At 37.9% G+C, this 19866-nt stretch carries 22 protein-coding genes and 1 CRISPR repeat array; of the genes, 11 read left to right on the forward strand and 11 right to left on the reverse strand.

The window, feature by feature from the left end:
• Positions 1-429 precede the first annotated feature (429 nt).
• The 7 genes from LRM48_RS01300 to LRM48_RS01330 all read left to right on the forward strand — a co-directional run bounded on the left by LRM48_RS01300 (position 430) and on the right by LRM48_RS01330 (position 4279).
• Entirely contained in the window at positions 430-672 is a 243-nt protein-coding gene (locus LRM48_RS01300) for a hypothetical protein (protein WP_243812497.1), read from the forward strand.
• Between the two features lie 124 nt (positions 673-796).
• Positions 797-976 carry a hypothetical protein gene (locus LRM48_RS01305; protein ID WP_243812496.1) on the forward strand — a complete coding sequence of 60 codons (180 nt, stop codon included), beginning with the start codon at positions 797-799 and terminating at the stop codon, positions 974-976.
• 38 nt (positions 977-1014) lie between these two features.
• The gene (locus tag LRM48_RS01310; protein ID WP_243812495.1) at positions 1015-1167 is read left to right on the forward strand and encodes a hypothetical protein; all 153 of its coding nucleotides are present in this window, start codon (positions 1015-1017) and stop codon (positions 1165-1167) included.
• A 176-nt stretch (positions 1168-1343) separates the two neighbouring features.
• A complete protein-coding gene (locus tag LRM48_RS01315) occupies positions 1344-2429 on the forward strand; it encodes a hypothetical protein (RefSeq protein ID WP_243812494.1) in 1086 nt (361 codons plus the stop codon).
• Complete coding sequence (locus tag LRM48_RS01320) at positions 2426-2701, forward strand: hypothetical protein (protein WP_243812493.1); 276 nt, start codon at positions 2426-2428, stop codon at positions 2699-2701. The genes LRM48_RS01315 and LRM48_RS01320 overlap by 4 nt, the downstream gene beginning before the upstream one ends.
• Positions 2701-3387, forward strand: a complete 687-nt coding sequence (locus LRM48_RS01325) for an ATP-binding protein (protein WP_243812492.1) — start codon at positions 2701-2703, stop codon at positions 3385-3387. The genes LRM48_RS01320 and LRM48_RS01325 overlap by 1 nt, the downstream gene beginning before the upstream one ends.
• 235 nt (positions 3388-3622) lie before the next feature.
• Positions 3623-4279: a rolling circle replication-associated protein gene (locus LRM48_RS01330; protein ID WP_243812491.1), complete on the forward strand. Its 657-nt coding sequence runs from the start codon at positions 3623-3625 to the stop codon at positions 4277-4279.
• Here the strand turns inward: LRM48_RS01330 and LRM48_RS01335 are convergent.
• Together LRM48_RS01335 and LRM48_RS01340 are read right to left on the reverse strand one after the other, a co-directional pair.
• Positions 4194-4727 (reverse strand): DUF2726 domain-containing protein, encoded by a 534-nt coding sequence (locus LRM48_RS01335; protein ID WP_243812490.1) that lies wholly within the window; start codon positions 4725-4727, stop codon positions 4194-4196. The genes LRM48_RS01330 and LRM48_RS01335 overlap by 86 nt on opposite strands.
• Before the next feature lie 410 nt (positions 4728-5137).
• A complete protein-coding gene (locus LRM48_RS01340; RefSeq protein WP_243812489.1) occupies positions 5138-5521 on the reverse strand; it encodes a DUF2726 domain-containing protein in 384 nt (127 codons plus the stop codon).
• A 98-nt stretch (positions 5522-5619) separates the two neighbouring features.
• Between LRM48_RS01340 and LRM48_RS01345 the strand changes: the two genes are divergently transcribed.
• Positions 5620-6156, forward strand: coding sequence for a DUF6609 family protein (locus LRM48_RS01345; RefSeq protein WP_243812488.1), 537 nt, complete (start codon positions 5620-5622; stop codon positions 6154-6156).
• Between the two features lie 71 nt (positions 6157-6227).
• Here LRM48_RS01345 and LRM48_RS01350 read toward each other — a convergent pair whose 3' ends face one another.
• From LRM48_RS01350 to LRM48_RS01390, 9 genes are all read right to left on the reverse strand, one after another.
• Positions 6228-6419, reverse strand: a complete 192-nt coding sequence (locus tag LRM48_RS01350; RefSeq protein ID WP_129744235.1) for an Arc family DNA-binding protein — start codon at positions 6417-6419, stop codon at positions 6228-6230.
• A 725-nt stretch (positions 6420-7144) separates the two neighbouring features.
• Positions 7145-8829: direct repeats of the CRISPR family, unit length 36 nt; unit sequence GTTTCAGTACTATTCAATATAACACTACTGTAAAAC.
• A 49-nt stretch (positions 8830-8878) separates the two neighbouring features.
• A complete protein-coding gene (gene csn2 / locus LRM48_RS01355; protein ID WP_243812487.1) occupies positions 8879-9571 on the reverse strand; it encodes a type II-A CRISPR-associated protein Csn2 in 693 nt (230 codons plus the stop codon).
• Positions 9568-9873 (reverse strand): CRISPR-associated endonuclease Cas2, encoded by a 306-nt coding sequence (cas2, locus tag LRM48_RS01360; protein ID WP_129637368.1) that lies wholly within the window; start codon positions 9871-9873, stop codon positions 9568-9570. Before cas2 ends, csn2 begins: the two co-directional genes overlap by 4 nt.
• A gap of 17 nt (positions 9874-9890) precedes the next feature.
• Entirely contained in the window at positions 9891-10766 is an 876-nt protein-coding gene (cas1, locus tag LRM48_RS01365; protein ID WP_243812486.1) for a type II CRISPR-associated endonuclease Cas1, read from the reverse strand.
• Between the two features lie 3 nt (positions 10767-10769).
• Positions 10770-14798, reverse strand: coding sequence for a type II CRISPR RNA-guided endonuclease Cas9 (cas9, locus tag LRM48_RS01370; RefSeq protein ID WP_243812485.1), 4029 nt, complete (start codon positions 14796-14798; stop codon positions 10770-10772).
• A gap of 158 nt (positions 14799-14956) precedes the next feature.
• A complete protein-coding gene (locus tag LRM48_RS01375) occupies positions 14957-15250 on the reverse strand; it encodes a hypothetical protein (RefSeq protein WP_243812484.1) in 294 nt (97 codons plus the stop codon).
• Between the two features lie 52 nt (positions 15251-15302).
• Positions 15303-15875, reverse strand: a complete 573-nt coding sequence (locus LRM48_RS01380; protein WP_243812483.1) for a CAP domain-containing protein — start codon at positions 15873-15875, stop codon at positions 15303-15305.
• A gap of 43 nt (positions 15876-15918) precedes the next feature.
• Entirely contained in the window at positions 15919-16002 is an 84-nt protein-coding gene (locus LRM48_RS01385) for a hypothetical protein (RefSeq protein ID WP_426303693.1), read from the reverse strand.
• Between the two features lie 5 nt (positions 16003-16007).
• Positions 16008-17024 carry a hypothetical protein gene (locus LRM48_RS01390; RefSeq protein WP_243812482.1) on the reverse strand — a complete coding sequence of 339 codons (1017 nt, stop codon included), beginning with the start codon at positions 17022-17024 and terminating at the stop codon, positions 16008-16010.
• A gap of 271 nt (positions 17025-17295) precedes the next feature.
• Here LRM48_RS01390 and speD point away from each other — a divergent pair, with 271 nt between their 5' ends.
• From speD to LRM48_RS01405, 3 genes are read left to right on the forward strand one after another with little or no spacing between them, the layout of a single operon-like run.
• Entirely contained in the window at positions 17296-17640 is a 345-nt protein-coding gene (gene speD / locus LRM48_RS01395) for an adenosylmethionine decarboxylase (RefSeq protein ID WP_243812481.1), read from the forward strand.
• Between the two features lies 1 nt (position 17641).
• A complete protein-coding gene (locus tag LRM48_RS01400; protein WP_243812480.1) occupies positions 17642-18328 on the forward strand; it encodes a hypothetical protein in 687 nt (228 codons plus the stop codon).
• 11 nt (positions 18329-18339) lie between these two features.
• The gene (locus tag LRM48_RS01405) at positions 18340-19866 is read left to right on the forward strand and encodes a polyamine aminopropyltransferase (RefSeq protein WP_243812479.1); all 1527 of its coding nucleotides are present in this window, start codon (positions 18340-18342) and stop codon (positions 19864-19866) included.

Here is a 19866-nt window from a genome sequence, read left to right on the forward strand (position 1 = left end):
AAAAATATAAAAATGTCAAATAATATAAAATGCATTGTGGAAAACTTAACGAACTTACGGCGCGCATACTCAGAGTTTATATTGATGTAAAAATATCAATGTAGCACTCCAGTATGTGTAGTGCTGGAATTAAAAATATTTTTTAAGTTCGTATTTTGTTGGTGCATTTTTTTTTAAAAGACGGTATGTTTTATGAGGTTGTATATAATAGAGAATCCCCTGGCCGAATTACTAGAAAAAGTTCGTTTTTAAGGTGTTAGTGAATATATGTAGACATATGTATATTCATCTTTGTGTGGTATTTATTATTGCGTAAAAGGTACATTGTGCGACATTAAAACTATCTATGAAATGCGGTTACTCTATTGTCTTTTTTTACAAAATAAATTATGTTGTTTTTGTAAATCAATTTAATTTTTGGAGGCTTTTATGTCACAACCTACAACCGCCCTGCCAGGCGCCTTAGACAATTTAAAATCACGTGTTTCACGTCTTTATTTTGACAAACGTCAATTTAAAGATGATTCTGGTCAAACTGTCGATTATGAGCGTTTAGTTATTGAAGTTCTTATTAAAGGCGAGATTTTTAATATTGAGTTTAAGCCCGAGAAAAAAGATAAAGCGATACTTATGTTAGCCGATGATTTAAGTCAACCCATGACTTTACAATAATAGAACGAAAAGCGAACTAAGTATATTTTAGAGTAAGTGTTATAGTTCCCTGACAATTTAGAGATTGGTGACCAACTAGCGAAGTCGTTAAACTCAAGCGGGTGTAAACTTAAGGGGGTATAAAATGCCAGAAAATATGACATTTTTTGACGCAGCCACTGCCGGTTCTGTTTTCAAAACTGCTTGGGGTGTTATTTCGTCAAATTTTGCCGGTATTGCCGTTTTGCTTGGCGCTATGATTGGCCTTGCTATTGCTGGTCGCGCGATTAATTCCGCGGTTCGTGGTAAAGTCAAGGTTAAATAATCGGCTTGGGGAGGTACCCCCTCCCCTATTTAGGAAATATGGAAAATTTATCAGTTTTAGCAATCAGCAACGAAATTCTTAAGATGACGCGAGATTTATTAGTTGCTTATGCTCCTCTTATTGGATTATTGGGTGGTTTAAAGTTCGTTTTGGATTATTTACATAAAGTCATTTTTGGAAGAAAAATATGATTGTAACTTTTGGTAACATATTATTTTTTATGTTGGTTATTGGGATTATAATGTTAATTTTGGAAGAAATAAAGAATAATGGCTAGTTTTTTACTTAAGTTAAGTGCGTTTTGGCTATTTATTGCCGTAGCAATTTATGCAATTTTTTGGTTGAGCGGTGCGCGTAGAGGTGATAAATGAAACGGTTGGTTTTGGTTGTTTCCAGCTTAGTTTTAATTTTTCAAGTTGCTTTTCCACCACAGCAAGCGCGTGCCGCTGAGCCAATAAATTATAAGCGTGCTGATCCGTCGAAATTTAAACACCCGTTTAAACTCAACCGCGCTAAAATCACGTATTTTTCAGACGAATTATCGGATAAAGAATTTAATCGACGATTTGACGCGCTTGAAAAATCATTTCAAGAAGACTCATATTTCGTGCTTAGCGAATATGAGGATAATGTTCGCTATCTTATTTTCGACAAAAATAAGCCGATAGAACTTACAATTCAGACTTCTAATGACGGTCGTAAATTCTACAAATTTAAATTTACGCCAGTCGCTGCATATCAATTTGATTATAATATTAATAAACAAGCGTATATTATGCGTCAATATAATGATTTGTATGGAATAACGCCTAAAGGCTTAGGAAATTATGTCGGTTCATCTGATATAATATCGCTTGTTGCAAAACAGCGAATCGAATATCCGGATGGATATGACGGCGATTTGTTTGTTGGCGGCGATTCGCCAGTTTTAGAAATCACGCGAAAAAAAGAATGCGACAATTTGGATTTTGTATGTTTTTTCAAAAAGGCGCTAAGTTCGACAATTTCGACTATTCAGGATCTATTCAAGGGAATAACGCAGCTTGTAGAGGGATTCTTTGAGTTTTTGAAAAACTTATTTGTCCCGTCCGACGCGAATTTTTTTGCGCGATTTTTTAAATCAATAGATGAATCACTTCATAAAAAATTAGGGTTTTTGACTTTTCCGTTTGATTTTTTTACAAAAAGTTTTAATGCGTTTGCTGGTTCGTTAACTGCTGATAATATGAGTGAGTGGCATTGCCGTAGCACTGATTTTTATAAATCAAGTGTATGTTCAGGTATTTGCGTTGATAATTTATTATCGAATAATCAAGTTTGTCTGAGATTTGGCGCGCTTGAGGAGAATTTTCCACAAGTTTGGAATGCGGTTATTCCTCTCGCTAGATTAGGCGTGGTTTTGTCGCTTTTATTTGCAATTTTTGCGAAATTTAAGGAGGTTACAGAAATATGATATTTATAATTATTATAACTGCCGTTATAGCTGGTTTAATTGCGATTTTTGCGTTAATTCCAGATTTACCACCAACACCTGAATATTTAGTTGCTTTTTCAGATTTATTTGCCAATATTTTACGTCAGTTTTCAGGCGTTTTTCGTTATTTTATGACTCCCTCTTTGGCTTTATTGTCAATTACTTTAGTTATTGCGTTTTTAGGTTTTGAGCCGATTTATCGTGTTACGATGTGGATTCTACGTAAAATACCGATGATTGGGATAAAATAATGAGAGTTGATTGGAAATCATTATTAAAACATTATACACGTCCCAAAAAAGGTTTATTCCCTGTTGGTTCTAGAGTTTATATTGGTCGTCAGGGCAAGGGTAAAACACTTAGTATGGTTAATTATGCATATGCAATAAAGCAAGCTTATCCAAATTGTGCCATTTTTTCTAATATAATTTTACAGGATATTAAATATGTTTATCTAGATAACGACGAAAGAGTTTCGCAAGCGCTAGAATTTCAAAACGGTGAAAACGGTGTGCTTGTGTTGTTAGATGAAGCGCACTTGATGTTCAACGCGAAAACTGGAATCCCGATTGACGTCTTGACCGCGATTTCGCAACAACGTAAAGATCGTCGACGGATTGTATTTTCAAGCCAAATCTGGAATGAAATGGATATGTCGATTCGTAAACAAGTTCAGGAGGTTGTAAATTGTCGTAAGATTGGTAGATTTCAATTCAATACAGTTTACGATGGTGAAAGTATAAGGCTTGATAAATCTGATTATACATATGTGATGGATAAGCTTTTTAGCGAGATTTTCAAGCACAACGACGAATATTATAAGCGATACGACACCTATCAGAAAATTTTGCGCAATTCAGAATATAGCCGCCAACCGTCGTCAAGTACTCAATTTGTGCCAATTAACCAAGATAGAAAGAGGAGGTGGCGGAAATGATTTAATGAGCGAAGCAGCAACGTTGTAACGTTGCTGCTGGTGCGCGCAGCGGGCAATCCATTAAGCCCGAGCAAGCGCGCGCGAATATTAAAATTTTATCAAAATTAAGTGCGGAAGCCCGCGCAGCGGGCTACTTGATAGTAGGACATTTAACATATTTTATATAGGGGTGAAGGTGAACGATAATTATATTAACAATATTGTGAAGGAGTACCCTGAGATGTATAAATTAACGATGTTTAAATTTCCAAAAGCACGTTTTTCATCAATATCTAGCAATAAGCAAAAACGTAATCAATGTAATGAGTTAGATATTATGCGTTCAGTTCGTCGAAGCAGAACTGTAATTTCTGATTATATTTTGTCGAATGATTTTGAAATGTTTGTAACGTTTACGTTTAATCCAAAAAAAGTAAATCGTTATGATCTGAACGCTTGTTATCTCAAAATGCAATCATGGCTTTGGCGTCAGCAGAAGAAGTCTAATAATGAGATGAAATATATAATTGTTCCTGAAAAACACAAAGACGGCGCAATTCATTTTCATGCGGTTATGTCAAATTATCCTGGCTTGATTAAGAAAACTAACGTAATTCAAAATAATCGTCGTGTGTATAATCTAACGTCGTTTCGGTTTGGCTTTTCAAATATGCAATATCTTGATGATGACAAACAAAAAGTTGCTTCTTATGTGTGTAAATACATAACAAAAGATATGATTACAGTATCTAATCGCCGGCGATATTGGGCGTCTAAGAATCTACAAAAGCCAGCTAAGTATTATAATGAAGCTGATGCTTTATTTCTTAATCCTGATTTAAAGTCGTTGACTTTTGAAAATCAGTATTTACAGATGCATGAGTTTGAAAAACTTGAGAAACTTTTTGCTTAATAGTTTCATTATTCCACTCACCAGCCTTAAATCGCAGTAGAGGCATATTTGCGTTGTTCATTATTGAATTAACGAATATGTCGCGCTTTTGGCGTTCTAGGCGGTTGTGAGTGCTGTCATCAAGTTCTACAGCAAAAAGTGGTTTCATCTCATTATTACAAATAAGAAAATCGACTGATTTACCATTAATTCTTGAAAATGCCGCTTTCCAATTCTGCCCTTTTATTCTATGTTCTAAAAACATGCTAAAATGTGCTTGCGGAATAATCACACAACCACTTATACATTCCTGCAATATTTGATAAAATTTTAACTCAAATGCTGTCATAATGCATTCTTTTTTCACATATGCATATTCCTTTTTTACGTAATTTTTTGTGATTTGTTTATTTGTTTTTATTCCGATTATTGCAATTGCAATTATCAGAAATACTATAAATATTTCCATTTTTTTAGTATATCATAGTAAATTCTACAACATTATTTTTATTTTAATATTTTGCGTCGTTTATTTTTTTATTTTCTCTGTTGTGCGACATTTGATAATTTTCCTAGGTACATTGTGCGACATTAAAACTATATCTAAAACACGACTATTCCATCGTCTTTCTTCGCGATAAATTTATCTCATTTTCACCAAATCAACCTACTTGTCGTTTATCGTTTTATAAACCGCCCTATTTGCTGGCTTGGTGTGTTTTATGTTGTGTATTGGTTTATCTGCATTGGCTCGGATTTATAATTTATGCTTGTATTGCGCAAAATTTATCAATATAAATATTCAGCCGATTCGGCTTTATGCACGCTTAAAAATTAACTAACAATTAGTTCGTATTTTGTTCTATTGTTTTTTAATCGCTAGTTTTGCGAAAGAGCTTGGGTGATTCTGTGCTTAATTATTTCACTGTTCCATTCGCCTGCCTTAAATCGCAGTAGGGGTATATTAGTATTGGCCATGATCGAATTGACAAAATCGTCGCGCGTTTTTCGATCGGGCTGATTGTGAGTACTATCATCAAGCTCAATAGCTGCCTGAGGTATAATTACACATCCGTTTATTGCTTCGTGTAGGGTTTTATAAAACGATAATTCACTTGGCGTCATTGCACAAGATTTTTTAATATATACGTATTCTTTCTTTATTGGGGTTTTAATTGGGCTTGTGTCGCCGCCGGTCCCCTGCCTTGCTTTGATTGCCAGAAAAATAATTGCGGCTACTACTATAAATATAAGCGCTTCCATAAGATTAGTTTATCGTATGCTAATAATAAATGCTTACGATTTTTAGGCTTTATCGTTGCGGTGATATAATAAGAGTGATAATTTTATCGGAGATATTTATGGCTTTTTTAAATTATAATAAAGATGAAAAGTTGGAATTCAATTATAAGAGAGCGTGTGGATTGTGGCTAATTGTAATAGCGGCGATTATTTCAATAGCTACTCTAATAGGAGGAAAGCAAATAATAAATATGCAAGTATTCAGTATTGGATATGTTATTAGTTTTTTCTCAATCAACATGAATAAAAAGGTGTTGAATAGGTTGTCTGCTGGCTCTTCAAGTGAATTTCAAAAGAAAGTATCTTTATATGCCGTTATTTTATTATTTATCTTGATGGTTTTGCTGGGCGGACCATTCTTTGCGACTGAAAATTGGAGATTGATTTGGCTGGGGGCACTGATGGCAACCGCACTGCATTTTTTCCCGTATTATTTTGTGCATGGAAAATCAATGATATATCTAGGTCTTATTTGCGCCATTAATGTTTTTGTAGGATATATTTTTACTGATATCTCATTAGAGGTGATAGCATATATTGACTCGGCAATTAAGCTTGTATTTGGAGTGTATTTATTATTTTTTTCGAAGCCGTAAAAAAGACACCTCGTTTTTGAGGTGTCTATACAACAACGGCTGCAAATCACAACAATCGCTCAGCCATAATACTACTTTTTAAGAGATTGTTCAAGCCTCCAGTTTATCTCACCAGTTACACTACGACCGTTCTCTGCGGCTAGCACAACTAAGCGTTCGTATACTTCCTGTTTAATTCGTACATTATAAACTGGCGTAGGTACGTCAACCTTAGATTTGATAATCTTGCCATTCTTTTTTACAATTTGATTTACTATTGGCATGGCCTTTCCTTTCTTTAGAGGACCTTAGCGCCAAGCGAGGCGTTAAGCTTATATCTTTATTATCTTTTCGGGTTTGCAATTCATTATAATAATGGCGTATCCTCTAATTGTTAATGTGCCTCGCCTGAGTGTTTCTATTATAGCAAAAGTTGCGCACAAAATGTAATCATTTTGCGTGCATTTTGTATACTTTTTATGTAAAATCTATCCTGAAAATGATAATTTACCATATGGCGTCGCCGTACATAAATAAAACCCGCCCTCATTCTCAGAGGGCGGAAAGGCCACATGGATGCTTAAACCATGCGTTTGCAGTTTATCACTATTTGTTAGATCTCGCAATATGCTTAAATATACAATAAAATAAGGCGTACCGCTTTCCGAGACCAGACCCGGGGCGTATACACCTTATGTTGACATATTACTATAGCCGCCATTGAAAAATCAATAAACGGTTGTTATTAATATTTGTCTTTGGTTATAGCTACCTAACAATTTAGAAATTTATACAGTTTTGGTGATGTTTAAGGGTAATACATCAGTCAAAATAAAATAAGACAGCCCGCTTGCCCTAACATAAGGGGGCGCTGCTGCCTTATAGTCATACTACCACAACCGTCATTGAAAAATCAATAATATCGCCTTGAGTTATAGTTACCTAACAATTTAGATATAATATAACACTACTGTAAAACCGGATTGATCACTATAACAACGGTGATGTGGTTTCAGTACTATTCAATATAACACTACTGTAAAACACGGCGTGTTCCTTGCATCTCAGCCAACTGGTTTCAGTACTATTCAATATAACACTACTGTAAAACCCCTCGTCATAGCGTGGGTTTGCCTTGATTGTTTCAGTACTATTCAATATAACACTACTGTAAAACAGCCTGTCTATAATAGTATCTAACAAATCAGTTTCAGTACTATTCAATATAACACTACTGTAAAACAAAGGACGCGTTTATGCAGCTGCACCAGAAGTTTCAGTACTATTCAATATAACACTACTGTAAAACCGCACGAAAAAGTGGATGGATGAGTGGATCGTTTCAGTACTATTCAATATAACACTACTGTAAAACGACTTAGAAGATCCATCAGCTTTTAAGTAAGTTTCAGTACTATTCAATATAACACTACTGTAAAACATCTGCTGAGCAGGTTGCCCTAATTGATTCGTTTCAGTACTATTCAATATAACACTACTGTAAAACTCATAACCAGGAATAGTCAGCGTCTCTGAAGTTTCAGTACTATTCAATATAACACTACTGTAAAACAGGCGGTAGAGATGCCATACGGAGACTCTGGTTTCAGTACTATTCAATATAACACTACTGTAAAACGGCGTCGGCGGTAAGAATATGAACATACCGGTTTCAGTACTATTCAATATAACACTACTGTAAAACGCAATCCTGTTTATGCTGATAATCTTCTGGGTTTCAGTACTATTCAATATAACACTACTGTAAAACACAGGTGAGAACACTCGCTTGACGTTTTCCGTTTCAGTACTATTCAATATAACACTACTGTAAAACTAGACAAACAGCAGTACTTCTATCACTTACGTTTCAGTACTATTCAATATAACACTACTGTAAAACTTCTGAATCACATCACCGCCTTTACGCTTCGTTTCAGTACTATTCAATATAACACTACTGTAAAACGCCCTTAATACATAATCGCAAATATAAAGCGTTTCAGTACTATTCAATATAACACTACTGTAAAACCGATTGGAGTAGCGTCGCTGGCGCTGACTAGTTTCAGTACTATTCAATATAACACTACTGTAAAACCTAAGCGTTGAAATGCAAACAGCAATTGCCGTTTCAGTACTATTCAATATAACACTACTGTAAAACACTCATTCTAGCCGGTGGCAATGAAATACCGTTTCAGTACTATTCAATATAACACTACTGTAAAACAATAGCTTATCTCCTGCAGCTTTAGCAAACGTTTCAGTACTATTCAATATAACACTACTGTAAAACACCTATTTCGCGAAGAACTCAAGCAGCATGTTTCAGTACTATTCAATATAACACTACTGTAAAACCAGAAGTTATCGTCAATTGCTAGAGGTGATGTTTCAGTACTATTCAATATAACACTACTGTAAAACAAGTTGTTCTGGAGGATGTAAATGAATAGCGTTTCAGTACTATTCAATATAACACTACTGTAAAACGATAATTATGAAGCTATCTAACATGTCGACGTTTCAGTACTATTCAATATAACACTACTGTAAAACTAGTCAAATTATTCAAAGATGGCTGCTCGGGTTTCAGTACTATTCAATATAACACTACTGTAAAACGCCATCGCCAGGTTGCCCATAACCCCCGAAGTTTCAGTACTATTCAATATAACACTACTGTAAAACCTCATATGTGCGGTTTTACAGAGGTAAACGCGGTAGCGCTTACTTGATATTATCGTGAATTAGTACTAAAATCATAAAAATCGTCATCTATGGACAAAAGTCCTTCGCTGTCTAATTTGTCTTTACAGATTTTTTCAATAAAAAGTACTGAAAAATGATTATCTTCTACGTATTGTAAAAGAGCCCGCAACTCACTATGCGATAATAGTTGGCGCTGATTGACCAAAACTACTAGCTGTTTTGACAGTAATTGTTGCGCTGAATCTATGATACCATAAAGTCTATCAATATAGTTATTCCTTAAATTTACCTCCAATCCCACATGCGCCACCTTTAAGATGTCATTCATGGAAATGGTTGATTGGTAACTCAAATTTTGTGAGAAATCGATATTTATATTATCAAGGATATCAAATATGCTTGATTCTATCTGCTCTATTTTTGTCTGATCTATATCGCTGTTGTCCTGAATGTTTTTATATAACGCCGCAGTAATAGTTCGACTGGATAGATCGTATGAATATATGTCGGTAATTATTAGTGAGTCTTTTGTTATATCTAGCGGGTTACAATTATCATCGCAAATTACAATGCGATTATTTTCTTCTCTTTTTGTGTATGCATCAAGTATATTTTCTATAATTTTTCTAAAAAACAAATCATTGTGAATGGCTAGTGTCGCAATTCCACCATTTTCTGGTATTGATGCTGCATTGTCGAATCCTGAAACTTTAATTCTCATAAAATTACTGTCCTGTCTGTATTTTGAATTGATAATTCATCATATTTTCCAGCCAGATATTCCATTGATGCGAATTGATTTTCGGTTACGGTCAATAATTGAACTATGCCGTTTTCTGGTATTATTTTTTTGATTCTGTCGTGGGTTGATTTTTCATTTGTGGAATTGAGTACCAATTTAGTGTAGACGGATTGTTGCATCATAACAAATCCTTCTTGAGTGAGTCTTTTGCGAAAAGTGGTGTATGTTTTACGCTCGTTAGCATTGGTCATTGGTAAGTCGAAGAATATAATCATTCTCATATAGCGCACTCTCATAGTTATATTAATTCATACTCAGGTAGTTCGTCGTCCCCTGTTTCCATTGTCCTGAAAAATAGCTTCACGTAGATACTGATAGCGTTTGATAGGAACTGTTCTTTGCCGAGGATAACAACTTTATGGTTAAGAATCTCAATCAGTCTACTCTTAAAGAAGTCGTCAAATGCAAAATTGCGGCATTTGTAAACTTCGCTGTCGACTATAGGTCTGAACGACTCCATGAGGTCGCAAGTAAGATTGAACGGGTTGTATTCATTACAGTGATTGACGCCTATAGTTGTTGAATATCCAGCAGCCGTAATCTCTCGATTGAAGGCAGACAGAAGAATAGCGTAGCCATAATTTAATGCCGCATTTATATCATTAGAGCTGTCTCGTGAAAATTTTGGACCAAACAATTCTTTGAAGTAGAGCTTGGCTGCATGAGCTTCCCTGTTGGTGAGATCTCCGGGAGATACGTTCGCGGCGAAGTTCATTAGCGCTTCGCAGGCGGAACTATTGCCAGTTTCTCTATAGATCGTCTGGGCTTGCTTAATTATCTTTTGAGTAACGATTGTTTTCCATAAGTTATTTTTGGTCGATTGCGACCACTGGCTTTGCTTTGACATCTGTTTGCTTGCGTTGTGAGATCCGTAATAAGGAATTATCTCTCCATACGGATTACGCTGATGATCACAGAATATCACTTTGACTTTATAGCGAGATAATTCACACAGTAGATAAGCCGTCAGATTAACAGCGGTATTTTCAATTATTAAAGTGCCAATTTCACTTATGTGGAGTGTTTTTTCATTGCCGTCGCTAGTAATAAGCATATAATCATTTTTATAGCTTAATTTACAGCGATTTTTGACGATTACAGTTCGCCAAGACATATCTTAACGCTTATGCCCTAATGATTTTCCGTTTAGCTTTCGACAGTGCAAGCCAGTTATAGACTCGTAGACGAAGGTAACATTGAGGGGGTCTATAGTCTTTCCTGACATGCGACCAAATGAATTCGGTAGACCTAACTCTGGGAATTTAGGATTCTTCTCGCTACCTTTCATGTCTACGCGACCAGATCCAGCGCTCGTAGCCACCAGAACTAGTTTAATAACCTCTATTTTGTCGTCTATTGATAGTTTGTCATATTCTGGTGCTGCATTGCGAGCATTATCCCCCGCCTTTCTGAATTGTTGATATTGATTAGCGAGCTTGTCAGAGTAAACCTTCCAAAAGCGATTTATTCCATCAATAACCTTAGTTCTTTTTTCGATTTGTCTATTGCGTTTGTCGCGTAATTTATCATCTTCGTCGGCTTGTTCTTCTGAAATCGTAACGCGTGGAATTCCGCGCTTTAGCGCTATTGCAATGGCATATTCGATATCGTAAGGAAGTTTTAATTGTTTGGCGTTAGTAACCTCGCTACTGCCAACTATAAATTGCTCGTTACCGTCATACTCAATTTTTTGGTTAATCGGTATTTTAGGCAGAAGCACTACGGCATCTTTATAATTATCTCGGATATATTTATCTATCGATCCTGGGTGAGTCTTCTCTAAGGTGTATATTTGCGCTGGAATGCTGATTATCTCAGTTGCGGGAGATTCTTTTTTGTTTGACTGCTTTAAATAATTGATCACCGCAAAGTAAGCTGCTTGCACGCCAGAATATCCACCGTATCTATTGGTTGGTAGATTTGCTTTTATAGGTATTGTAGGTTTAGGGTCGGTTGATTTTTTGCTATAAATAGTTTGTTTATAGAATTGACTATCACCAGTCTCGGTTTTTTTCGTAATCAAGCAGTCATTATATTTCATCGTTTTATCAATGATTTCGCAGGATGATTTACCCTGCCAGACAATTTCACCAGTATTTGTGTTGGTAAAATCATATTTCATTGACGATAAGATGAAGCTGCCGTATTCCCTGTTCTTCTTTTTGTCCGACTTGAATTTCTTATATTCTCCGTAGATAAACTCCTTGTCAAGCTTTGGATAGCGAACTTTTACATATTGGGCTAGAGTTGCTGCTAAGTAGGCATCTTTTGCGTGGTGGAGGTCGTTTACTTCGCGGCATTTTGGCAAGTCGTGGATGCGGCGATATTCGGAACTCATGCCAGCGCGAATAGTAAACACCTCTGTTGATGAGTCTTTGTATTTTTCGGTTAGCATTCTAGCCAGGTGTTTGGTAATTTGTCGTGTCTCAACTAATTGGCGATTAATGAAGCCATATATCTGGTCGTCTGATAGCTGCTTCTGGCTAGTTAATCGCTGGAACTTGAGCTGTGACATAAATTTGGCGTTTTTTAAAGACATCCAGATTGGCAACATCTTTTTTTGAACGTCGGGCGATATTGGATAGTCGTCAAGCTTTAGCTGATTCTCTTCTCGCAATACCAAGACGGTGTTGTCTAGAGAATCACCCTTTGTCAATGAGCGTGGCAAAATATGATCGATTTCGCAATCTTTAAGTCCGTTTTCAATGTCTAGTTTTTTACCTGAGTATGCAGATTTGCCATTTTGCAAGAAGTACAGGTAATATTTTTTCTTATCAAGGCAATCTTTATAATTTTCCAGTTGAGGCTTTATATCAGATTTATTATATTCTTTTCCGTATAATTCTTTATACATCTTTTCTAGCTGAGAATATCGATTTTTTGTTCTGACTTTTTCCTCTTCGCCTCGCGCCATCTCAATGCTAATCAGTTTCGGACCATAGCCGATCGTATCGACAATTTCATCTATAATCCGAACACTTCGCCAGAGGGCGCGCTTAATCCCCGGAGATGCTGCGAGATTTTTAATATCATCATAGGTGATTTCTGGGGTAGCATCTTTCAAAAGAGCGTCTTCTATGATTTTTTTGAATTCATATCGGTCACTTTGGATAATTTGCATAAAATTATCAGAACATTGACGCATTACTTCAATAACTGTCATTTTTCCATAACGAGTGTGCGCCGCAATTCCGTCAAGTAATTCACTGGATAGTCTTCCCCAGCCTGTATATTTTAGCTTCAAAATACTATCGATCTGGTCTTTGCTAAAAATGTCATTATATTTTTGTAGTTTTTTTGACAGGATTTTCTTGTCTTCAAATAGAGTTATCCATTTTATTACTTCCTCAATTGCCGCTTTGTTTTCTGGCGTGATTTCAATCCCAATTTTCTTAGTAAAATCTATGTACGATTTTCGTGACGACATGAAAGATTTATCGTCGGCTGTTCCAGTAATAACTAGCGAACTAGTGTCGTATATTTGATTGTCGTAAAGATATTTTGCAAGTTTTTTATAGTTAACGGAATATTCTTTCGTGAATAGCTCGTCAATTATGCGATTTTGAATATCTGGGCTTAACCTTTTTCCGTTAACTGTTACATTTTTTAGTTCATTTCGGCACTCATATTCTTGATAAAGTAATGAATTCTTGGGAAGTACATCTTTATCTGGTAAATATGTACACTTGTTGCGCATTCTCCCGATAAATTCTTCAGCTGAAGCTTCGTCGTCTATGATTTCATTAAAATTCCACGGATAAATTACGCCGTCTTTCTTTTTGATTGACCAGGCAAAATCACCACCCGTTTTTAATGGTCCGATGTAATACGGCAATTTAAATGTGAAAATGCTAATAATCTTATCGCGATTTTGCGCCAAGAATGGATAATGGGTTGCTTGATTATCTATAATCTTCTCAAGCTCGTATTGATGAATTTGGTGTGGTATGGCACCATTGTCACGTATTCGCTGTCTGGATAGAAATTCGCCCAATTCCGCCCGTTTCTCAAATCTTTGATATCGCGCATCATCTTTAGCCGATTCGCCTAAGTGTTTTTTAATTGATTTATATAGATCGTCTGCGTCAATCTTGTGCCTGTTGTATAAATCAAATTTTGAAGCATCTCCGTGAAAAAATGATTTATATTCTTTTTTAGAGAGAAAATCTCGGAATAGCCCTTTGAGGTCTGATAAATCCTGACGGTAAGCGTCATACTTTTCGACCATGATGTCAGACAGGCAGCTATCTTTCCTGATAAACTGACTAAAAATTGTCCATTGATAGACCGATTCTAAGGTTTCTATCAACTCGTATCGATCGTCGCCGATTGCTGCGGCTATGTCGTCTCGCTGATCTTCGTAATTCTTATCAGAAAATTCTCCTTTTATTTCAAGGGATTTATCATCAAACAATTTTTCTGCATTCCATTTTAGTCCAATTGCTGCACCAACAGCTTCGCTTATAATGTTTTTACTGTCAGCAGAAGGTTGTAACAGCTGAATTATACTTGATTTTCGAGCGCTTCGCGTTTGAGATTGGTTTAGAAAGATGGACTTAATCTGCTTAGCTTCTTTATCTCCAGCTCCAATAAACTCCATGAATTTTTGCAAGTTTTGGCTATCGAATGACGAAATTACGCCGTCTACTCCTCCTTCGATTAAGAAATTGCCACGATATTTAATAATGTGATGTAACGCCAAATAAATTAAGCGAATATCTTGTTTTCCTGGGTTGTGAAATAGTTCGCTGCGTAAGTGGTAAATTGTCGGATATTTTTCCCTATATATCTTATCTGTAAATGTGTGATCTGAGAATAATATGTTGGCGTCAAGATCTAAGGACGAGCTTTTATCGTCTATGTAGAGCATGGATTCTGTCAGGCGTAGATAGAAATTGGGATCGACGTTGCAGATTTCATTGTTGAATATTTGCTGCAATAGCGTGATACGTCTCTTTCTTCTGGCGAGCCTTCTGCGCGATGAGCGGAATGATCGTCTTAGTTCAGCCTTTTGAGCTTCATTAAATAAATTTGCTCCCCACATGTTCTGATGTTTATGTCTACGCAGACTGAAATCTTCGTTGATGACCGCCCATCCTACGCTACCCGTGCCGATGTCTAGACCTATAGAATATGATTGTTTCATTGTGTGATATCCTTGTTTAATTATTTTCAGTATATCGTTTACTTTTGGGGTTTACAATATTGCTTTAGTTGTATATACTTCTACTGTACCGTTTCGGTACTTCAATATAACACTACAGGTTAAAATAAAGCATTAGCTAAAATGTTTCTGCAAAAGATTCAGGCGGTAGGCCTGTTTTTTTGTTGTACCTGTCTCGCTAACTGGCATATGAATTCATCCACCACGGATTGACTGAACGATTCAGAGTTGAAGCTGTATATCCCGTTTGATGTTTGCTCGCGGGTTCCCATTCCCAGAAATCCACCACGCTGACCTGTTAAAAAATTACCGTCCAGCTTACCGTCGTCTCCGACCTTATTTAGTAGGGCTTGTGCTTCTGCTCGTTTAGCGGCTGACGGGTGATTGTTCGCATGGTACTGAAGGTACTGTCGGAGCGATTCATTTCCTTGCATAAAAAATCTCCTTATTTTTATATAAGGAGAGAGACTTAGTAGAAGATGTTATTTAGATTTGACAGAAGTGCTGGACTGCTACTAGGGTTGTGTTGTTGGTACTAACACCAAATCCCGTCTTTTTGTACTTAGGATCTTGTATAGCTTCTCTGTGAGGCTTAGAACTCATCCATCCGTTAAATGCTTCTCTACTGGTCGATACAAAAACATCTGACTTTGGATGATATGCGCCAGTATAATAATTTTCACTACTATGAGAGCATTTAGCCCGTTGATATATTAGATAGCGCATTTCTTGCGTGTACATATCACCTAGCCCAGGTATGATATGCTGTCTATAGTCTTTGGTAATCATATCATCTGCCTTGAGCTGAGCTGACCTTTGCATGCTTTCATCAAACTCCAACGGCGCCACACCTATACGCTGGCGTTCAGCGTTAACTAGCTCTAATAACTCAGTAGGGTCTGCTGGTCCAACATCATACTTACTCTTCGGTTGCTCCTCTGCTTGCTCCTGAGCCACTCCAGCAGCTGCCTGAGCGTCCAAACGGGTCTTTAGCCATACTCCACCGCCAACGCCCGCTACAAGCGCTAAAATGATGGTGATGACTATAGCTTTTTTCATGCTTACACGTTAGCATAACAGAGATATTTTGTCAAGATGTAGTTTAATATAACCACTGGCTCACACCGCCATGATGCGAACAAGTTCCCCTTCCAGTAGCGTATGATCGCCAGCCATCACGACAGATTGCGCCTACACGATAGTGTTGCTGCTGTACTGGCTGTGGTGCAGGTTTAGGCGCGTCTGGTCGTTAAATTGACCTTCTGCCCTATTCCATGAACTCTTTAATTCGTTTTTCTTGGTATTGTACTGGTTCGCCTCTGCCGACTCCATGGAACATGTAATATGGCTGTTCTCGTCATTGACATCTTGAGGGTTGTTTGGTATACTAGATTTGTCAATCGACTGGTCAAGCGCATCTGCGCTAATGGCGGAACCATCGAGTCCGCGCCCAGTCGATTTTCTTATGTCTGAAATATCATAAGCTAACACATTGCCTAATTTATCTACCTCATTGACATTTTGGGCTTCTTGTGCTATATTGGCACCATCAGAGCTCCGACCGGCGGAAACTGGCGCGCCGCCGACATAGCTATCGCTATTGGTGGATGATGGAACAACATTTGCGCCCCCATCCGAAGCTCTCGAAATCTCTTCTCGTTGTTGGGAGAGATTTTTTATTTCTCCTTCTCTTCTTGGTGAGATGTTCTTTAAGCTTATATTCCCATTAAAATCAGCTATTGTAGCTGTATTGTATCTGCCAGTCTCGCCTGGGCTAGTTACTATATTTATATGATCACGATTATATCCACCTCTACTGGTAGTTCCTCCATATGCCTGAGATTCAGGGCTGGTGGTATCGACATCTTTAATCTCTTGTGCTATATTTTCACTAGAAAAGTCGCCCAGTCCCCGTTTGGCTTGTCCACGGGGCGCACTATTAAGGTCGCCTGGACGGCTTTTTTCTTGGCTTCGCACGTTACCTTCATAAAGAGTATTGCTCCCTGTTGTATTATTTGTTACACTATCTACATGAGAATCCCCTAGATGGTGTAACTCAGTTGACGGGTTCGTCCCTGCTGGCTCCATGGGGGATTTTCTTGTTGTGGCGTGATCATTCTCATCATTGATATTTTGAGCTTCTCGTGCTATATTACGATCAGAAGTCTCTGTGTTATAACCAGGTTCGATAAGTTCCCCTGGCGTCACAGGGGCTTTTCTTATGTTGCCCTCATAGAGAGTATTTCGCCCTATTGTCTGTCTTCTAAGAAATTTACAGGCTATTTGATCGTTGGCAGTTTGAGGAGTGTTTGCTATAGTAGAATCAGAAGAATCCCCACTTAAATCCCGGTAATGGGATTCGGGGATTTTTTCTGTATTATTTGGTTATAATTCCCCAACAATCTAAATACCGATATTCCCTAAGAACCGCGTTTTACCTTTATTCCCAACACCCTAGAAATGATATAATTACTATAATATGCATGCCGCGGCTCAATCTATAACCATAAAAGTGAGCGAAGTTGATTCTGCCTTGCTTAATGACGCGGATGAGCTGCAGAAAATGTTAAGAAATGTTACGGAATTGGCGGGCTTGCATTCTTTGGAATCGGTGATGCATCAATTTTCCCCGCAAGGAATCAGCGCTGCCCTGCTTTTGTCGGAATCGCATATTGCTATTCATACGTGGCCGGAAAGTGGCGTGGCATATATAGCGATGACAACTTGTAAAATGCTGGATGATGATAAATTGCAACAAATAAAAGAGTTGGTTGCACGGCTGCTGGGTGCAAAAAACATAATTATGAAAGAAATGGCATTGTAATATGAAACGAACCAAGGCGCGACTTAAAATTAACCAGATTTTGACCGGCAAGAAGACGAATTTACGAGTTGTTGGCTGTTTGCTTTTTCGCGAATGGGATAAGAAAGACAAGCGATTTTACTATTGGGAAGAGTGGGAGATTACAGGGTTGGCTGATTATGATAGCTGGGTGGAATATGATCACAGTGATCAAACCGTTTCTCTGTATGAGCCGATTCGTTTTACTCAGGCAATTGATCCAACGCAATTGAAAAAGGGTCAATCGTTCACCGTTTCTGAACAGGATGGCAAGGACCACGTTGTGGTGGTTGATGAGGTTGGAATTGGCGAAATTATGAATATCAAGGGCAAAAACACGTACCAAGTTTTCCCGAAAGAACTGATGGCGTACGCTACTTTGAGGGATACTGGCGCGCCGAAAAACCGTCAGTTGATCACGATTGAGAAGTATAATAATCGCGAATACGACGCTTACCGTAAGGTTCAATTGAGCGATAAAGAACAAAAGGAGCTGTTCGGCAGAACCATTAAACCGATTGACTGGACGACGATTATATTTATTGTCATATTTATCGCCATTATTTTGTTTGCATTCATCTTTGACAACAATTCCGACAATAGTAATGGCGGAGGTCACGGCGGATCGCGCAGTGTTTACGGCGGCAGCAGTGGCGGGCTTGGTAAATAAAAGGAGTTATAATGTCACAATCAAGTACGAAAAAACGGGAGCAAGTTGCTTTATTTGCGGCGGCAATTTTGGTAGCAATTGGCGGAATTATTTATGAGCTGATTTTAGGTGCAGCTGCGTCGTATCTGGTGGGCGATTCGATTTTGAGCTTTAGTCTGGCGACGGGCGTGACGCTGTTCGGTATGGGAATTGGCTCATTGCTGGTCAATTACATCAAGCTTCATCCAGCAACCAGCTTCGCAGCGAACGAAATTATTCTGGGATTAATTGGCGGAAATTCGGTGATGCTGATGTATTTGGGATTCGTTTTTACGCGTTCGCATTGGCTGATTTTTGCCGTCATAAGTTTGGCAATTGGTATTTGTATCGGGTTGGAAATTCCGCTTTTAATGAAGATGTTTCAGGAATTCGGGCGCAAGTCTTCGGTGAAATTATTTAGTAAGATTTTAGCACTCGATTATTTTGGGGCGTTAATTGCGTCGCTATTATTCCCGCTCGTTATGCTTCCATATCTTGGCTTAATGCGTAGCGCATACCTGGTGGCAGCTTTGAATATTGGCGTTGCGGTTCTGATTCTTAAGCAAATGAAAGCGTCGAAAATTGTAATGACAATTAGCGTTATTGCAACAATGTTGCTTTTGGGATTCTTTATTTATGCGACGGAAATTGAGCACGGAATTGACAAACGAACGTATAAAGATCCGGTGATGTGGCAGCAGCAGACGCCGTATCAGAAAATTGTCCTGACTAGATATAATAATGACACGAGGTTGTTTTTGAATCGCAATCTGCAGTTTTCCAGTCTTGACGAAGCGCGCTATCACGAAACACTGTCTGCTTCCGCTCTGTCTTCAGTCGCTAATCCGAAGCGCGTGCTGATTATGGGTGGCGGCGATGGGTTGTTGACTCGGGACGTTTTGAAATATTCCAGCGTTGAGCATATTACGTTGGTTGATATCGACGAGGTGATGACTAATCTGGCGAAAACTAATCATCTTCTCACTGATATAAATCAGCGTTCACTGCACGACCCGCGCGTTTCCATTGTCAATCAAGACGCTTTCCAATTCGCCTTCTCTACCAAGGATAAATATGATGTTGTGTTGATTGATTTGGTGGATCCGTCGAATGAGAAATTAGCCAAATTGTATTCTGAGCAATTATATCGTCAAATCGGTAATATTTTAACGGAGCGTGGCGTTATGGTGACTCAGGCGACGTCTTCGTTTTTCTCTCCGCACGCTTTTTATATGGTGGCAAACACCGTCAAATCGTCTCATCCAGAGCGATATGTGACGGCGTTTTCGATCAATGTGCCATCATTTGGTGAGTGGGGTTTTGTGATGTCTACGCCGCGAGCCGAGGTTGTGGCTAGTCAGCCATTACCGAAAAACCTACGATATCAAAACCAGAAACTACTCACCTTTCTGACTAAACAAAACGCCGTATCGGTGCCATCTGGACCGACTTCTACGTTGGTTTCTCCGCGAATTACCGACGTTTACAATTCCGATATGCGTCAGTGGCGATACGAATAG

The organism is Candidatus Nanosynbacter sp. TM7-008, from assembly GCF_022828245.2.
Taxonomy (GTDB): Bacteria; Patescibacteriota; Saccharimonadia; order Saccharimonadales; family Saccharimonadaceae; genus Nanosynbacter.

Bases quoted from the DNA above. Each gene is read 5' to 3' on its own strand.
- cas2 (WP_129637368.1), bottom strand. From the start codon at position 9,873: ATGAGAATGATTATATTCTTCGACTTACCAATGACCAATGCTAACGAG.
- LRM48_RS01320 (WP_243812493.1), top strand. From the start codon at position 2,426: ATGATATTTATAATTATTATAACTGCCGTTATAGCTGGTTTAATTGCG.
- LRM48_RS01340 (WP_243812489.1), bottom strand. From the start codon at position 5,521: ATGGAAGCGCTTATATTTATAGTAGTAGCCGCAATTATTTTTCTGGCA.
- LRM48_RS01305 (WP_243812496.1), top strand. From the start codon at position 797: ATGCCAGAAAATATGACATTTTTTGACGCAGCCACTGCCGGTTCTGTT.
- LRM48_RS01380 (WP_243812483.1), bottom strand. From the start codon at position 15,875: ATGAAAAAAGCTATAGTCATCACCATCATTTTAGCGCTTGTAGCGGGC.
- LRM48_RS01330 (WP_243812491.1), top strand. From the start codon at position 3,623: ATGTTTAAATTTCCAAAAGCACGTTTTTCATCAATATCTAGCAATAAG.
- LRM48_RS01315 (WP_243812494.1), top strand. From the start codon at position 1,344: ATGAAACGGTTGGTTTTGGTTGTTTCCAGCTTAGTTTTAATTTTTCAA.
- LRM48_RS01310 (WP_243812495.1), top strand. From the start codon at position 1,015: ATGGAAAATTTATCAGTTTTAGCAATCAGCAACGAAATTCTTAAGATG.
- LRM48_RS01400 (WP_243812480.1), top strand. From the start codon at position 17,642: ATGAAACGAACCAAGGCGCGACTTAAAATTAACCAGATTTTGACCGGC.
- LRM48_RS01345 (WP_243812488.1), top strand. From the start codon at position 5,620: ATGGCTTTTTTAAATTATAATAAAGATGAAAAGTTGGAATTCAATTAT.
- csn2 (WP_243812487.1), bottom strand. From the start codon at position 9,571: ATGAGAATTAAAGTTTCAGGATTCGACAATGCAGCATCAATACCAGAA.
- cas9 (WP_243812485.1), bottom strand. From the start codon at position 14,798: ATGAAACAATCATATTCTATAGGTCTAGACATCGGCACGGGTAGCGTA.
- cas1 (WP_243812486.1), bottom strand. From the start codon at position 10,766: ATGTCTTGGCGAACTGTAATCGTCAAAAATCGCTGTAAATTAAGCTAT.
- LRM48_RS01350 (WP_129744235.1), bottom strand. From the start codon at position 6,419: ATGCCAATAGTAAATCAAATTGTAAAAAAGAATGGCAAGATTATCAAA.
- LRM48_RS01405 (WP_243812479.1), top strand. From the start codon at position 18,340: ATGTCACAATCAAGTACGAAAAAACGGGAGCAAGTTGCTTTATTTGCG.
- LRM48_RS01300 (WP_243812497.1), top strand. From the start codon at position 430: ATGTCACAACCTACAACCGCCCTGCCAGGCGCCTTAGACAATTTAAAA.
- LRM48_RS01325 (WP_243812492.1), top strand. From the start codon at position 2,701: ATGAGAGTTGATTGGAAATCATTATTAAAACATTATACACGTCCCAAA.
- speD (WP_243812481.1), top strand. From the start codon at position 17,296: ATGCATGCCGCGGCTCAATCTATAACCATAAAAGTGAGCGAAGTTGAT.
- LRM48_RS01375 (WP_243812484.1), bottom strand. From the start codon at position 15,250: ATGCAAGGAAATGAATCGCTCCGACAGTACCTTCAGTACCATGCGAAC.
- LRM48_RS01335 (WP_243812490.1), bottom strand. From the start codon at position 4,727: ATGGAAATATTTATAGTATTTCTGATAATTGCAATTGCAATAATCGGA.